Annotated in this window: 13 protein-coding genes and 1 pseudogene; 7 read left to right on the plus strand and 7 right to left on the minus strand. The window is 39.4% G+C overall.

All coding sequences use genetic code 11. The features are described from left to right. Positions 1–11: 11 nt before the first annotated feature. Positions 12–1349, plus strand: coding sequence for an OmpA family protein (locus tag FM107_RS05835; protein ID WP_086947580.1), 1338 nt, complete (start codon positions 12–14; stop codon positions 1347–1349). A gap of 220 nt (positions 1350–1569) precedes the next feature. Then, on the plus strand, positions 1570–3351 hold the full coding sequence (locus FM107_RS05840; RefSeq protein ID WP_086947581.1) for a DEAD/DEAH box helicase: 1782 nt from the start codon (positions 1570–1572) through the stop codon (positions 3349–3351). A gap of 496 nt (positions 3352–3847) precedes the next feature. Here the strand turns inward: FM107_RS05840 and FM107_RS05845 are convergent, their stop codons facing one another. After that, positions 3848–4192 (minus strand): helix-turn-helix domain-containing protein, encoded by a 345-nt coding sequence (locus tag FM107_RS05845; RefSeq protein ID WP_086947582.1) that lies wholly within the window; start codon positions 4190–4192, stop codon positions 3848–3850. Between the two features lie 106 nt (positions 4193–4298). Between FM107_RS05845 and FM107_RS05850 the strand changes: the two genes are divergently transcribed. The 3 genes from FM107_RS05850 to FM107_RS19485 all read left to right on the plus strand — a co-directional run bounded on the left by FM107_RS05850 (position 4299) and on the right by FM107_RS19485 (position 6479). After that, positions 4299–5267 (plus strand): aldo/keto reductase, encoded by a 969-nt coding sequence (locus FM107_RS05850; RefSeq protein WP_086947583.1) that lies wholly within the window; start codon positions 4299–4301, stop codon positions 5265–5267. A gap of 34 nt (positions 5268–5301) precedes the next feature. Further along, positions 5302–5694, plus strand: a complete 393-nt coding sequence (locus FM107_RS05855) for a VOC family protein (RefSeq protein WP_086947584.1) — start codon at positions 5302–5304, stop codon at positions 5692–5694. Between the two features lie 638 nt (positions 5695–6332). Further along, on the plus strand, positions 6333–6479 hold the full coding sequence (locus FM107_RS19485) for a hypothetical protein (protein ID WP_179204413.1): 147 nt from the start codon (positions 6333–6335) through the stop codon (positions 6477–6479). A 33-nt stretch (positions 6480–6512) separates the two neighbouring features. Here the strand turns inward: FM107_RS19485 and FM107_RS05865 are convergent, their stop codons facing one another. From FM107_RS05865 to FM107_RS05880, 4 genes and pseudogenes are all read right to left on the minus strand, one after another. Beyond that, a complete protein-coding gene (locus FM107_RS05865) occupies positions 6513–7109 on the minus strand; it encodes an HPP family protein (RefSeq protein ID WP_086947586.1) in 597 nt (198 codons plus the stop codon). 12 nt (positions 7110–7121) lie between these two features. Next, the gene (gene rlmB, locus FM107_RS05870) at positions 7122–7895 is read right to left on the minus strand and encodes a 23S rRNA (guanosine(2251)-2'-O)-methyltransferase RlmB (protein WP_086947587.1); all 774 of its coding nucleotides are present in this window, start codon (positions 7893–7895) and stop codon (positions 7122–7124) included. Positions 7896–7989: 94 nt separating this feature from the next. Then, entirely contained in the window at positions 7990–9795 is a 1806-nt protein-coding gene (locus FM107_RS05875) for a DNA polymerase III subunit gamma/tau (RefSeq protein WP_086947588.1), read from the minus strand. Positions 9796–9882: 87 nt separating this feature from the next. Then, positions 9883–11360: pseudogene (locus FM107_RS05880) on the minus strand (SulP family inorganic anion transporter). On the opposite strand from FM107_RS05880, the gene FM107_RS19935 reads away from it, so the two are divergent. Together FM107_RS19935 and FM107_RS05885 are read left to right on the plus strand one after the other, a co-directional pair. Further along, positions 11272–11481 (plus strand): hypothetical protein, encoded by a 210-nt coding sequence (locus FM107_RS19935; RefSeq protein WP_256959418.1) that lies wholly within the window; start codon positions 11272–11274, stop codon positions 11479–11481. The pseudogene FM107_RS05880 and the gene FM107_RS19935 overlap by 89 nt on opposite strands. Before the next feature lie 257 nt (positions 11482–11738). After that, positions 11739–12941, plus strand: coding sequence for a hypothetical protein (locus FM107_RS05885; RefSeq protein WP_256959374.1), 1203 nt, complete (start codon positions 11739–11741; stop codon positions 12939–12941). 68 nt (positions 12942–13009) lie between these two features. On the opposite strand, the gene FM107_RS05890 is transcribed toward FM107_RS05885, so the two are convergent. Together FM107_RS05890 and FM107_RS05895 are read right to left on the minus strand one after the other, a co-directional pair. Next, positions 13010–15832, minus strand: coding sequence for a TonB-dependent receptor (locus FM107_RS05890; protein ID WP_086947590.1), 2823 nt, complete (start codon positions 15830–15832; stop codon positions 13010–13012). Positions 15833–15954: 122 nt separating this feature from the next. Beyond that, the gene (locus tag FM107_RS05895) at positions 15955–17187 is read right to left on the minus strand and encodes a hypothetical protein (protein WP_086947591.1); all 1233 of its coding nucleotides are present in this window, start codon (positions 17185–17187) and stop codon (positions 15955–15957) included. Positions 17188–17246: the final 59 nt, after the last annotated feature.

The following is a 17246-nucleotide window of genomic DNA, read 5'->3' on the forward strand; positions in this document are numbered from 1 at the left end:
ATTTCCATTTTATGAGAAAAACTAACTTAAAAAAGACATCCATTATTGGATTTTCAACCTTGATTTGCACGGCTGCCCTGGGGCAAAACACGGGGACCGTAGAGAACACAACACCTTTGGGGCTAGTAACAGAGTACCGAACATGGTCGGTAGGCGTTAACGCTGGCGTGCTAAATCAATCTAACATCTTTGGGTTCAATCAAGATGGTTTTGCCAAATTAGAACACAACGCAGGATATAGCCTCTACGTAAAAAGACAAATATCACCTTCCTTTGGGGTAAAAGTTCAATATTTAGGTGGTAAAGTTGGAGGAACTAACGAGAATGCTGAAGCAGGAGAAATCAATACCTTCGAATCGAAGCTTCCCTGGTCCGCCGCTTTGTCCGGCGAATGGACGATGGCCAATATAAACTGGAGATTCTTCAATAGCATTGTCAAACCCTATGCAGCGGTCGGGTTAGGTGCGATGAATTTTGAAACAACGACAACGGTTGGCGACACAAAAGCGACCGCTGAGAGTCAAACAAAATTATATGTTCCCGTCGATTTCGGTTTTAAATTTGCAGTCGCCAAAGGTATAAGTCTTGATTTAGGCTATCAATTAAATTGGACGAATCAAAATTTAGACGGCCGTCCAGCAGGGACTTACAGAAACGACCTTTTCTCCTACGCACATGCAGGAATCGAGTTTTCCTTAGGTAACAGGTCAAAACCGGCGTTAAGCAACTCTAACCCGGTAGCGACACTCGTGAACGATTATACTGGGAAGTACGAACACCTCTTAGCAGAACGTGACAAGCTCGTTGCAGCAAACCAGGCGCTTGTATCACAGATGGAAGAGTTGAACGGCCAACTGAAAGACGATGATAACGATGGTGTCGCTAATAAGTTTGATAAATGCCCTAACACACCGGCCGGAATTAAGGTTGATGGCGCAGGTTGTCCGCTTCCAGAGGCGAAAAATGAAACTAAAGTAATTGAAAAAATTATCGTTACGGAGGATGATAAAAAAGTGGTTGCCGAGGCCATCAACAATCTTGAATTCGACTTAGGAAAATCGACCATACGTACACCTTCTTTCCCATCGTTAAACCGGGTAGCTACTTTACTAATTGAGAAAAACTTCAGTCTTAAATTGGCCGGACACACCGACAATACCGGATCCATGCAGACTAATATGCGATTATCCAAAGAGCGGGCAGAAGCTATCAAATCCTATCTCGTATCTAAAGGCGCCAATGCATCGCGTATCGAAGCGACAGGATATGGGCCAACACAACCGATCGCACCTAACACAACTGCCGCAGGACGTCAACAAAACCGCCGCGTAGAGTTTACATTATTTTAAAAATGCTATAGACAAAAGCGTATAAAGCTGCCAGTCGTCCTGGCAGCTTTTTTATGATTTAATACTGCTCTCCGCGGAAAAACTGTCAAATATCTGCTACACAAAACAAACAATTCGATTAATCCACTGAATTACAAAGCTATAATAATTTGCGTAAGAAATAAATTATCCATATATTTGCACCGCCTTAGGTAATAATGCCTATTGTATAATTTATTTCATGAACCCATTTTTAGAACTGGGAATCCGTCATGAAGTTGTTAATGCCATCACTGAGATGGGTTTCGAAACCCCTTCTCCTATTCAGGAAAAAGCCATTCCTGTTTTATTGACTGGTAACGACGATTTTGTCGGATTAGCCCAAACCGGCACAGGAAAGACCGCGGCATTTGGTCTTCCATTATTAGAGTTAATTGACTTTACTCAAAAACACCCACAAGCGTTAATTTTATGCCCCACTCGCGAATTATGTCTACAGATCTCAAAAGATGTAGAAAAATTCACTAAATACCTCGACAACGTTAACGTTGTAGCAGTGTATGGGGGAGCAAACATTTCCGATCAATTACGTCAAATCCGTAGAGGAGTACAAATTGTAGTCGCTACCCCAGGACGTATGTTAGACATTATTAACAGAAAAGCTATCGATTTCACAAAAGTACAATACGTTGTATTGGACGAAGCTGATGAAATGTTGAACATGGGTTTCCAAGAGGATATCAATAATATTCTTTCCGAAACACCGGACACAAAGAAAACCTGGTTGTTTTCCGCCACAATGCCGAGAGAAGTTCGTCGTATTGCACAAAAATACATGACGAACCCTGTTGAACTTACCGTAGGAACAAAAAATGCAGGTAATGCGAACATTGAACACCAATACTATTTAATTAGGGCTAAAGATAAATACGCGGCGTTCAAACGAATTGTAGACTTCTATCCAGAAATTTTTGGTATCGTTTTCTGCCGTACAAAAATCGAAACGCAAGAAATTGCGGAAGCATTAGTTAAAGATGGTTATAACGCAGACTCGCTCCACGGAGATTTATCGCAACAACAACGTGATAAAGTGATGAAACGTTACCGAGAGCGCAACTTACAACTGTTAATCGCGACAGATGTTGCTGCACGCGGTATTGACGTGAACGATGTGACACACGTTATTAACTTTTCGCTACCCGATGAAGTTGAGAACTACACCCACCGTTCAGGACGTACAGCACGTGCTGGCAAAACAGGTATTTCTTTATCCTTAGTAAACGTAAAGGAACAAAGTAAGATTCGCCATATCGAAAAGATTATTGGTAAATCATTCGAACGAAAACAAGTCCCTCAAGGTCCAGAAGTTTGTGAGAAACAACTTTTAGCCATGATCGATAAAGTAAACAAAGTCGAGGTTAACCAAGAACAGATTTCTCCATTTCTTCCAGCGATCATGGAAAATATGGAACATCTTTCCAAAGAGGAAATCATTACTCGTTTTGCATCGTTAGAATTCAACCGTTTCTTAGAATACTATCGGAACGCACCTGACTTAAATATGGAAGCGCGCGAAGGCAGAAATGAGGAGCGCGGTGAACGCAGAGATAGATCATCTTCAAAAGGATATACTCGTTTATTTATGAATTTAGGTTCTGTTGATGAGTTCTCCAGAGGTGAAATGCTCGGATTCATATGTAATACTGCTAAAATTTCAGGCAAATCCATTGGTAAAATTGATTTGAAAGGTGTCTTCACATTCTTCGAAGTCGAAGATGCAGAAGTAGAAAACATCTTCAACAACTTCAAAGATGTAGACTTCAATGGCCGTCAAGTGCGGATTGAAGTTTCAGGCGATGGCCGCTCAGAAGGGCGTGGAGGTCGTAGCCGTGGAGGCGACAGAAACAACAGAGGTGGTGATAGACGAGAACGCCGTAGTGGCTCAGGATCTCGAGACAGAAAAGATTCCGGTGGTTTCCGCGATTTTTCGGGAAAAAGGCAATATTCTAAATCTAGATATTAACATCATTTTTTGTAAATAATGAAGCCAGGTTTTTGTTGAAAACCTGGCTTTTGCTATAACATGAATTTCATGAGCATCGGTATTTAATTTCTTCATATAATACTTCAGCAAATCCAATTCTAATCAAATTGATACCGGCCACGAATATGACAGTGGCAATACCCATGGGAGCCAATAGCACAAAATCTTGACAACATAACACAAACTCGATTTATAAATAAACCAACTAGAATCTTCGAATCTTGCATACAGACAAAATACGCTCTATTCCAAATTGGCGATGTTCGTTTATTCTCATTTTATGGGCAAAATCTTATTCCTCGTAACACATTCTGGCACAATTTCAAGGATTAACAACACAATATCCAACGATAAAACTGATTGCCCATAGTGAAATTGGTGATGAAAAAGTCAGTAAAGACTCGGCGGATATTGGTTTTTCAAGCTATTTATTGCTTGGTAGCGATGCCGATGGTTTTAAAAAATTAATTGTTTTTTAGGAAATTGCTTTTTCTAACTCTTCTCTATGTTCTTCGCCCCATTTTGCCGTGGATTTTATAATAGGAATTAAAGACTCGCCTAATTTAGTCAAACCATATTCGACTTTAGGAGGTTTTACGTCATAAACCTTCTTTGTAAGAATTCCGTGGTTTACGAGTTGATTTAACTGGGTCTCTAATACTCTTCTTGATGCATTTGGTATTTTTCTTTGGAGTTCGCTCGGTCGAAAAATTCCACTATAAATACTCCAAACCAAGCTAATTTTCCACTTTCCGTTCATAACCTCCATAAATAAGTGGAGCCCGCATTCTACAGTTACAGGTGTTTTTCTTTCATACATAACAAATCATTTTCCTAACAAATATAACAATAATGATACGGAGAAATTTATCCGTACTTGACTTAAATGCGCATTACCTTTACTTTTGAAAAAATAAAAAGTTCGTATGAAATATAAATTATTTGGCTCAAAAACAGGTTTGTACTCCAGTGAAATTATTTTGGGAGCTGCAAATTTTGGAACGCGTAAAGGATATGGAGCAAGTCCTGAGGAATCAAAACAAATACTCTCTGCATATAAACAAGCGGGAGGGAATTTTATCGATATTTCTGATCTGTATCAATTTGGCGAAGCAGAAGAAATAGTAGGCGATTTTTTAAAAGGTCAGCGAAACAATTTTATCGTTTGTACAAAATATACCAAAAGTAGTGAAATAAAGCCTGCAATAAGTAATTATGGGAATCATCGTAAATCTATGAAGCAAGCTGTAGAGGCAAGTCTGAAGCGATTGAAAACGGATTACATCGATATTTACATGCCTCATTTTGATGATGGAGTAACACCATTAGATGAAATTATAATAGGTTTAGAAGATTTAGTAAAAGAAGGGAAAATTTTCTACACAGGCTTAACCAATTTCCCTGCTTGGAAAGCCGCAGCTATTGGAAGCTCGACAAAATTAACGGCACTTCAGATCGAATATAACCTTTTGCAACGAACAGCCGACCGTGAGTTAATCCCTATGGCGCAGGAATTTGGATTGGGAATTATGATGTATTCGCCAATGTCAGGAGGTTTGCTAACTGGTAAATATAGAAATGGAGAATCGGGACGTATTACCATAGGAGAGAATTCTGATTATAAAGAAGATGGAAAAACAAAGAAAATACTTGATGAACTGATTTTAATTTCAAAAGAAGTAGATGCAACACCTGGTCAAGTTGCTTTTGCTTGGGTTTTATCAAAAAATACATTCCCTTTGGTTGGTGCACGTAAACTTTCGCATTTTGAAGAGAGCTTAAAGGCAACTACGATACGGTTAACCGAGAAACACCTTGCAACATTAGATAAATTAAGTGCCATATCATTGGGATATCCGCACGATTTGCTGGCGACAGTAAGAAGTTCAATGTAGAACATAACCAAGTTAACCCCTTAAATAAAGTATAATGATACCTACTAAATTAAAAAATAGCATAACAATTCATCACTTTGTTTTTACGATTTTGGATTTAAGTAAAACTGAAAAATTCTACACTAAAATATTTGGCCAATCCCTTTACTCAAATGCAAATACTGCAATGTATCAAGTGGGGCAAACTATGTTGATTTTTACACAGAAAGAAGAACAAAATCACATAGGCACGAAATTTAACCCTTCAAACATCGGACTTGAACATATTGCATTCGGACTTAAAAATTTAGAGGAGTTGATAGAGGTCGAAAAAGTTTTGGTTGTAAATAACATCCAAAACAGTGGCATTCATATTGACAAATCAAGTAAAAAGGAAAAGATTTGGCTCAATGACCCAAGTAACATAAGAATTGAATTTTACTTGTAAATTCGGCGACAATTGTCCCAATTTTGCAAAACAATATGATTGGGTTGCTTTTGTAAAATATCGCATAACCCTCAAATAACCACATTTGGAGGGTAATTTACACTAGCGGAACAGTAGATCGTATGGACTTACTTTAATGGATATTAACAGTATTATACTGATTATTCATCCATAAAGAACCTGAGGGTATTTTGGATAAAAGGATTAACCTTGAGTAAAACTAATCACTTAGTTTCAAAAAGGTGATATACTTTGGAATAAACTTTGTCGCCCAGTTGCGAATCTATACGATCGCTTTTGCGATATGCAAAAATCCTTTGATGGGCTTTGTGGACTGGTGATTACAATCATAGGGCAACCAACCTACCAGCGGTGAGGTATTTGTACTCCTGAACGGAAACCGCACGCACATCAATCTCTTGCGTTGAGAACACGGTGGGTTTGTATTGTGCTATATACGTTTAGAGCGCGGCACCTTTACCCATTGCAAAGAGAAAAAAGGAGAACTCTATTGGAGCGATCTAGTGCTGATAGAGGAAGGTATACCGGTGATGAAAAGTGCACAAAAAAACGATTTTATCTGCCCTGAAAAACAATTTTTAAATGCTAAAATGCAGGCAAATTCGTATCTTTAAAATATGGAAACTGCGCAGGAAAACCTCTCAAAAGAAGACTTTCTCAAGGTCATTTCCAGCCGTTACGAAAAGATAAAATCACTTTCTCAAGAGCGTGATTACCAGAAAGTACAGGTGGAGATACTCAAACGCATGCAATTCAGCCAGTAGCGCGAGCGCTTCGAAGGCGGCCCCAACACCAGATCATGCTACCGTTTTCATCATCCTACTACGACGTGAACGCCTCAACCGGGACAATTTAGATGGATAATGCCTTTTATTGGTAATGTTATTGAATATTAGCGCTACGAGAAACAAGATCGTTGTTCCGGTCAGTACCGGACTTAGTACATACCAATAACCGAGCTCAAAGATCTTGGTACCTCCGGCCACAGCAATCAACGCGGTCGCACCACCCGGAGGATGTAGGGTACGGGTTACCTGCATCGCGACGATACACAATGCAACTGCAGCTGGTGCTTTCAACCAAATTAGATCTGGAAAGAACTGCCCAATAGTTACTCCTACAAAAGCGGAAACGACATGTCCACCTATTAAGTTTCTAGGCTGCGCCAGTGGACTATCAATTGCCCCGTATACCAATACCGAAGACGCCCCAAAAGAACCTATCAAAAAAACATTCTCAATAGCAGGTAGGTTAATTGACTGCAGAAGTGCAATACATAATATTCCAAAAAAGGCACCTATAAAGGACCAAAAATGCTCGCGCGGATCTACGAGTGTTTCCTTATAAAATACATATCGACACAGCCGAACCTGTCGATGGATTTGCTTTTTCAAGAAATTTGAAGATTATTTGTTTCGCTGACGTACAGCTTCATAGATCATAATACCTGCAGAGACCGATACGTTTAACGAACCGATTTCTCCGAACATCGGTATTTTTGCAAGCTTATCAGAAATACGAATAAGATCATCCGACACCCCGACATCTTCGGCACCCATTATAACACATGTTGGAACCGTATAATCTACATCATAGATAGAGTCTTGTGTCTTCTCTGTCCCTACAACTAGCTGTACACCCGATTCAATCAAAAACCGACCGACCTTCCCAAGTGAATCCTCACGGCATACAGGTATCTTATATAGCGCTCCCGCCGAAGTTTTTATAGCATCCGGGTTAATTTCCGCTGACCCTTTCCTCGGAACGATAATAGCATGCACGCCGGCACACTCTGCAGTACGAGCTATCGCGCCCATATTACGAACATCGGTAACACCGTCCAAGATCAACAGCAGGGGAGTTTCACCCTTTTCATAAATGAGAGGTAATAAATCTTCAATGCGCTCGTAAACGATAGGCGAAATAACCGCGATAACACCCTGATGGTTCTTACGCGTGATTCTGTTCAATTTTTCAACTGGAACTTGCTGAAAACCAATACCGTGCTCTTTCATGAGTGATTTAAGCTCAAGAAGTAAACTACCACTTAGTCCACGCTGAACAAATAAAGATTCAATTTCTTTACCACTATCGATCGCTTCAATAACGGCACGGATACCAAAAACCATCTGGTTCGATTCACGTTTTTCTCCTCTTTCTTTACGTTGGGAATTTTGCATTTTATAAACTAAAAAGTAAAAACTTTAAAGCTGTAACACAGTGTGATACGAGACTTCAAAATTATAGTGTGCAAAGATACGAAAAGAATATTCGTTAACTCAATCCTAAATTAAATGCTTTTCGTAACGTTTCTAATTCAGGGTTTTTAGCAAGCATTGCTTGGTATTTTTCCTGTGAAGTATAAGGCTTACGAACTCTTGTTACTTCTACCTGAATGCCATGCACATTCAACGAAAAATTACGCAACTGCACGCGCAAAAAGTTAAGAATATCAATTTTCCCGAGCTTTAGCTCATCCATTTGCACGCCGTTCTCTACGTCAACCTCGATTAACGTTCCGTTTAGCCGCGGGACATTGGAAGTCATAATCGTATATAAAGTAATACGATGTGTATTCTTTAAAGATTCTGCATATTCATTCCATTTAACCAATAATGTTTCTAAGGTAACCTCTTGAAATTCCGTACCCTCCAGAAGATCAGGCTCTTCACTCTCTTCAACAGGTTTTTCATCAAATATATGGTTCAAATTTGGTACTTGAACTGAAGAAGTAACCTTACCCCAGCCTTTTTTTGCTTGCGGCGGAACTTCCGCTACCGAAACAGCGTTCTTCTCTTCAATAACTCGACTACCAACAGGCTTTACCTCCGGTATCGGTACAGAAATGTTGCTATTTTTAGGCTCGGTGTCAGATATTACTGGAGCGGCCGACGTCCGTGATTTAACTACAGGTTGGTCAGAGAGTTTTTTTTTTACTTCAGTCGAAGCTGAAGTAGTTGGATTTCCTTGATTACTAAGTAGAATGGCGGATGCAATATGACACATCTTTAACAGCGCTAGCTCAACTTGTAATCGTTGATTTTTACTCGTTTTGTAATTGATCTCACACTGGTTGGCAATGTTCAACGCGGATAAAAGCAAGCTTGCGCTGATGGCTTTCGACTGCTCTAAATATTTACGCTTTATATTATCACTAACCTCTAATAATTTAAGGGTCGAGGGGTCTTTGGAGACCAAAAGATTACGAATATGGGATGCTAGACCGCTAATAAAATGGCCGCAATCAAACCCATTGTTAATTACATTATCGACAACGAGTAAAGCCTGAGCAGCATTTTCTGTCGACACATGATCTAACAATTGAAAATAATAATCGTAATCAAGTATGTTCAAGTTATCAATGACAGACTGATAAGTGATATTCTTATTCGAAAAACTTACGATCTGATCGAACATGGATAACGCATCCCGAAGCCCTCCATCTGCCTTTTGAGCGATAATATGCAAACCATCTGGTTCAAAAGATATGTTCTCTTTAGCTGCAATTCCGGCTAGGTGGTTTGCCATATCATCCACCTTGATGCGGTTAAAGTCAAAAATTTGACACCTCGAAAGTATTGTCGGCAAAATCTTATGCTTCTCGGTGGTGGCAAGTATAAATATCGCATAGGAAGGCGGTTCTTCCAACGTCTTTAAAAATGCATTAAATGCAGCCTGTGAGAGCATGTGAACCTCATCGATGATGTAGATTTTATATTTCCCTACTTGGGGCGGAATACGAACCTGCTCGATTAAACTACGAATATCATCGACCGAGTTGTTTGAAGCCGCGTCAAGTTCATGAATGCTAAAAGAATTTCCATGTTGAAAAGATTTACAGCTATCACATTCTCCACAAGCTTCGACGTTCTCACTAACGCGTTCGCAATTTATTGTTTTGGCCAAAATCCGGGCACAAGTTGTTTTACCCACACCTCGCGGACCACAAAATAAAAAAGCTTGCGCCAGTTGATTATTGTGGATCGCGTTCTTGAGTGTACTTGTGATATGCTGTTGACCAACGACAGAATCGAAGGTTACTGGGCGATATTTTCGAGCCGAAACAATAAAATTATCCATTGCACGAAGATAACACTTTAAAAAATAAAAAAATAAAAATAGTATGATAATTAGAAAATCAAAGTTGCTTTTCAACCCACCAACATTCTATCCTCTAGGCATCACACGATAGGTGGGATCTTCGACGATATTGACAACGATAGCGCCTTTCGCATTATGAAGCAACAAACGACAGTCTTCACTTAGATGCATCAGTTCGACTTTTTTGCCTAAAGTGGCGTATTTCTCTGTCAACTTATGCAATGCATCTATGGTCGACAATACGACTATCTTTAAAATCTATTACAACTTCCGTCGGATCTTCGCTAATGTCAAATTTTCCATCAAAACTGCTCCTGAACCAAAGAATAGTGGGCCGTATATTTCGTAATACTTCACACCATCATCATCGGTATACTTACGCGCACGAATCCGCTTCGCGTTATCCCAAGCAAAGACAGGTGCTGATATAACGCCCCCCACCAAGACAGCTAAGGCCAAATTGTGTAAAACAACGGTGATAACGACCACAAGCATCCCAACAAATATATCTGATTTAGGAAACTTGTTTATCACTCGAATACTAACCCATTGAAACGTACCTATTGCGACCATCATCATTACGCCCACCAATGCAGCCATCGGAACCTGTTCAATGAAAGACGCGCCAATTAAAATTACCGCGAGTATAGCAACCGCCGCAATGAACGCGGAGAAACGCGAGCGTGCTCCTGCATTTAAGTTTACTAATGATTGTGCCACCATGGCGCATCCACCCATCCCTCCAAAAAATCCATTTACCATATTTGCTGTTCCCTGAGCCAAAGCCTCTCGATTCGAACTCCACTTGGAATTTGTAATCTCATCGACCATATTTAATGTCAATAAAGACTCGATCAACCCTACCCCAGCCATCACTAATGCATACGGAAAAATAATCTGCAAAGTCTGCAGGGTAAAGGGGATGTTGGAAACATGAAACGAAGGAAATGAGTCACTAATGACAGCAATATCAACAACTTTTTTGATTTGAACACCAAGGATCGCAACAATTCCAAATACAACTAGAATAGCCACCAGCGATGCTGGAATTGCCTTAGTTATTTTGTAAGATCAGAACAATTAATACGGTTAGCAGCGTAAGACCCACCATCGTATATAAAGCAGTACCTTGTAACCATCCGTCGGCACTATCCGGTATTTTAAACTGCTCAACTTGCGCCATGAAAATTATAATCGATAGCCCGTTCAAAAAACCATACATCACCGGCTGAGGAATCAACCGAACGAATTTACCCAGCTTAAAAAAGCCAACAAACAATTGAAGGATACCTGCAAGTACAACAGCCGCAAAAAGATATTGAACGCCGTGCCCCGCGGCTAGCGCAATAAGTACCACGACAGTCGCACCGGCCCCGGTCTACCTCCGAGTATCGATGTGACTATGCCATTAAAAAAGCAGCATAAAGACCTGTCAGTGGTGACAATCCCGCTAAAATGGCAAATGACAATGATTCCGGAATCATTGTCATTGCTACGGTTAGGCTCGCTAAAATCTCTGATTTGATAATTATCCCGTCAAACATTGATATACTTACAGCTGTTCCCATTGTCAAGATGTTTGTTATTGGTACCTCTAAATCCTTAGATGAAGCACTATCCTCACTTTTAAGAGAGACGAACAATCCACAAATTACGCTAAACTAACAAGGTATCTCTCTCGAGATAAAAATAGTTTTTTATTTCAATGGTGATGTCAGCATAAATAATAATGTAAAATTCATTTTCATTCTGCTTCCAGCATCCTCCCCTCGACTCATATTTGCGCAATAATATCATGTCCTTTCAACCCTAGCTAGACTTAACATCAATTTGATAGAAAAATCGGGTGCAAAAATTAATAGTATAAAACAATAATTTTATGTTATATTTATATTAAATACAGATTATTAAAATGTTAACAAATGAGATCGCTATGCGCATTTCTTTCTTACTTCATCATCGCTTCATCAAGCGTCATGTTGACCCCTGGGCATACATACGGGCAACAGACGAATATTGATTTCTACAACGGCGCATTCCAATTTGATCAAGATAGTAGCATAGACATTCCGTTTTCAGACAGCCTTTCTTCAACTTCGATTCGCCGATTCTACACGCAAATGGACAATGGAAACTATCGATCGGTTATCCAATCTTTACTAGATTATCGAGCTACGCACCAAATGAATGATTGGCTTTATTACCAACTAGTTAGACAGACTGCCCAGCAAATGAGTGCTAAGTTTGATAATTACGCCCGGTACACATTATATAAATGGTTTTTAATGACCAAATCAGGTTTTGACGCCCGGTTAGCTTATAAAGACGATCAACTTATATTTTACGTCAAAAGCGACGATGACATATCTGATCTCCCCTACTTCGAGCTTAATAAAGGCACCTATATTTGTTTAAACTACCACGACTACGGCGAACTTTTCGATAGAAAAAAACAATATACACTTGTAGACATTGAGGTTCCCGGCGCAACTAATGGTTTTAGTTACAAAGTTACACGACTACCGGATTTCGCCCCACAAAAATATATTGAAAAAGAAATTGAGTTTAAGTATAACGGTAAAGGGTATCACTTTAATGTCAAGGTAAACGAAGAAGTGAATGATATTTTCAAAAATTACCCGATAGTCGATTTCGAAACTTACTTTAATATCCCCTTGAGTAAGCAAACGTATGAATCGTTGATTCCTGTATTGGCTAAATACACGAAAAAGCTTTCCACTGAGAAAGGTATAGACTACATTATGCGTTTTACACGTTATGCCTTCCTCTACGAAGATGACCGTGCATTATATGGCCAAGAAAAACGGATGCCCCCAGAACAAACACTACTAAACCAAGCTAGTGATTGTGACGATAGGGCTGCTTTATTCTTTTACTTAGTTAAAGAAATATACAATCTTCCAATGATTGCTTTACGCTATCCAACCCATGTAACTATTGCGGTCCAATTCAAAAAGCCAGTAGGCAAAAGCATACTTTATCAAGGCAATTATTACTCGATATGTGAAGCAACTCCTCAAAATGAAAACCTTGGTATCGGCCAACTCGCAAAGAAACATCAAGCCGAAGATTTTGAGATCGTATATCATTATACGCCGCATTAGCCGAAATATTTAAGGTATAAAAAAATCCCCAAACTTGGGGATTTTATATTTTTAGTTACTCTTAAATATTAGAAATTATAACTGTAGCCAATGCTAAATGTACGGCGCGGGTTACGTTGTTGATAAATCTGATCTGCTGCACCAAACGCTTCATAAACACTCAATCGTTTACTATCTAGCAAATTATCCACTTTCAAACTGATAGTTCCACCTCGTAGGTTCGCACCAATTTTTTTCGAAAGGTTTAAATTTAAACTATTAAATGGCTTCGCATATACGTCAGAATTCTTAGAGAACCCGATAATTTCTAAAGTCTTGCCTTGAACGTTATAGAACGCACCTGCTTCTAATCCATTTTCCGGATTATTGTAGTTAAATCCAGCGTTTATAAGATATGGAGATTGTCCTTGAAGCTCCCTTTTTCGTGAGACCTCCTCCCCTTCGCGGGCAAAGGATAACCTAGAATTATATTCATTTTCACCCATTTCAATTTCAGACTTCACTACCGTAACATTCGCATTAAGGCTTAGGTTTCGCAATCCTTCAGCGATAAACCCAAAGTTTTTACGCGCTTCAAGTTCGAGACCATAAACGTTCGCAGAAGGAGCATTTCTCGGAGTGATATTATCGGGAGCTTCATCAGAGTATGCTTGTAATTCAATTGGATCTTGGAAATTTTTATAAAATCCACTGACGGCTATCATTTGCGCCTGCTCAGCAAAAATTTCGTAACGAAGATCCGCATTGTTGATATAAGTAGGTTTAAGATTTATATTACCTAGGAATCTAGTGTCCGTCAAAGGATCATAGATCTGAACCACTGACAATTCCTTAAAAGAAGGTCTAGCAGTGGTACGTGAATATGATCCACGTATATTATGATTTTCTTTTGGCGTATAGATCAAGTTTAACGACGGAAATAAATCAAATTTATTAATCGTTTTTTGATTATCATAAGTCAACCTGTCTATATTCTGTCCAGTAAAAAATGAAGTATACTGCTCCCCTCGAACACCAATGACCGTTCTAAAATTGTCGAACGGTTTAAATTCTGCTGAGGCATATGCTGCACCTAGATGCTGAGCGGCATCAAAAGTATTGGCTGCTTCAAATTGGCCTTGCATGTAGAATCCTGAGTTGGATCCGGCATCATATATATTTTCCTCGTTCAAGATCGCATTCGGATCACCGTTTGGCTTTGAAAGATCGTTAGCTCGATAATTGACTGTATAGTTGTTGATTGCATAATCACGTTGTTTATAACTATACAACCCGCCAAATTTGAACGATGCGTCTCTCTCAAACCATTGCATTTTTTTGGTAAAATCGACTTTCGAAACTACGTTTACTTCATCAAGATCTCTCCATATACGCATAGGCAGACCAGCATCAGTACTGATAACATAGTTGTCAGAGCCATCACGCAAAAATGTTGTCTGACGTACATCTTTATCTCTGACGCGTGCCAACGACGGCGAAATTTTCCACTCAGTAATAAAATCAGCACTCTCATTACTATGCTTTCCGCTTAACAATATATTTGAAATCGAACGTTGGCTGTAATCCATCATATGACGGTAAGTTTCGTTAGAATTAGAAATTACAGTCGTTTGATCAAAAATTGCCGCTCTTGACTCTCCATTTTGTATATGTAACAGGTTTAGAGTATACTTAGAGCGGTCTGTTTTGTAGTTTAATCCGAGCATTCCGGAAAGCAACACATTTTCGATACCTAGATCACCAGTAGAGGTACGGTCGGGGCGTAACTCCGAACTTGGGTCGCTTTGATTTGGCTTTTGGTAGATACCATTTTTATAGCCTTCATAGAAAGTGGTTGTTTTCTTGTAGTTCACTAAACCGATTACCCCCAATTTATTTCCCCAAACGTTGTACTGATTGCTAAAATCAAACCCTAGCGAAAGATCAGGTAAACTCGATTTACGAGATGCGCCCATCAGTGGATTAAATGAGCGCGTTATGGATTCTAACGTCTCTCTATTAGCACTATTGGTTGGTGTTGGGATATCGTAACTTGAAGTAATTGGAAGTTTACGATTTCCGTTATCAAATCCAAGAAAATCGGTTCCACTTCCATCGTAACCTACATAGTTATCTTTAAAATGCATATCAGGATTGTACCCTAATGAAAGAGACAGTCCGATTTGCTTTTGTGACGGAATATCTTTGGTAACAATATCAACCACACCTCCAGTAAAATCTGCAGGTAAATCAGCCGACGCTGTTTTAATTACGACGATATTTTCCAGTACTCCGGTAGGGAATATATCCATTTGAACCGTATTCTTATCTGGGTCTAGCCCTGGAATATCCACACCGTTTAAAATTGATTTGGTATACCGATCACCTAAGCCTCGAACGTACAAATATTTCCCTTCCTGTACCGACACCCCAGGAACGACACTTACTGCCGAAGCGATGGTACTAGCACCGGAACGTTTAATGGCTTGCGATGATAGTCCATCCATTACCACTCCGGAACTTTTCTGCATATTCAAAATAGATTGTTCCGTATTTTTTCTTGCGGACACAGAGACAACAACCTCCTCAATTTCATCAGCTGCTGGTGTTAATACAACTTCAACCGTTACCGCTTTTCCACTTTCAACTTTAACATCAGTTATTTGTTTGGCCAGATAACCAACAGAGCTGAAAAGTAAAGTATAACTACCGGGAGCCACCTCAAGAGAATAGTCACCTTCAAAATCTGAACTCGTTGCCGCACTTCCGCCAACAACTGCAATGCTTACCCCAGCCAAAGGAGCATTAGTCCCTTCATCTTTAATCAACCCTGTAATTCGACTATTCTGTGCGAATAGAAACATGGGAGCCACTACGAATATAAGTAGTAGTATAGAATATTGCTTGTTCATTAATATGTTATGTGTTATGGTATTTTTTTGTTCTTAGACAGAATCCATCTTCCGTTAAGAGAGTTTCTATAGCGGAAGATGGATTGTAATTTAAATGCTTAGAGTATTAGCATTTATGTTTCTTATAATAAATCTTTGCTTTTTGCAAGAGTCCAGTCGAATACAGAAACATCTGCACCAACGGTTTCACTTCCTGCTTCTACAGCTGAAACGTTATCTGTAAATTTCGCAATCACTGGTGCTACCTCTCCTTTGTGGGTAAACAAATCAGCAACCGACTTACCCTCTGGCAATATTACCTCGATATTAGAGAATTTAATGTTATCCGCATTAAACGTACCTACCGATTTAACGTCGTTTAAGTTTACACTTGATCCCGTCGCGTTTACGTTGTAGATATATACATTTTCAAGGTTACCAGTTGCTCCATCACGGAAATCACCAATAAATTTACCTTGATTGTTCATATTGATCGTAATGTTTTTCATAGTGAAAGCGCCTGCCAAATTACCTTCAGGTCCGTCGATTTCCAATGCGCTTCCTACGTTACTTTCGATCTGGATGACAATCGCATTATCAATTGTACCTTTGTACGCTTGATCAACATCAAGACCATCATCTTCTTGACCGTAGATCAAAACATTTTTAACATTTACAGTACCACCAAAGAACTCAATACCGTCGTCTTTGTTTGAGAATATCTCAATATCTTCAACAGTTGTACCGCTTCCTACACCACCTAACGTCAAGCCTTGAATCTCAGCATCTTGCTCAAGAACCACACCGCTAAAACGAATTGAAAGGTATTTAAATGAACCAGAATTATCAGTTTCATTTGTACCACCATATTCACCATATGATAAGCCTGCAGGAAGACCCTCAATATAACCAACACCGCCCGCTGCGGCAACAGAAATAGGCGCATTTCCTAGAACGATTACACCTCCCCATTGACCAGCGTCAGCAACCTCTAAACCTACGCTTTCTGTTTCCCCTACTTGAATTTCGTCATTAACAGAAGTAAAGATAATAGGCTTCTCGGCAGTACCGTTGGCCATTAATTTAGCACCACGATCAACAATCAAAGCTGACGCATTGGAAGCTTGTCCATCTTCTGCTTTGATAATAGTTCCTGGCTCAATAGTTAGAGTAACACCTTCGTCTACAACAACACGGCCGTCAAGGATGTAAATGTTGTTTGCAGTCCATGTCTCGTTTTCTTCAATGATACCAGTTTTAACAATATCCTCCCCCTGAGGTACATCTGGTCCTACTATTGGATCGTCATCATCAGAACAACTTGTTACAAAGCCTAACGCGGCGATAGTAAATACGGAAAATAGAATCTTTTTCATGTGTATTAAATCTTAGTTTTTACAGCTACAAAGATTCGTGTATGATATTACTTGAATGT

This window comes from Sphingobacterium sp. JB170, from assembly GCF_900163865.1.
Taxonomy (GTDB): Bacteria; Bacteroidota; Bacteroidia; order Sphingobacteriales; family Sphingobacteriaceae; genus Sphingobacterium.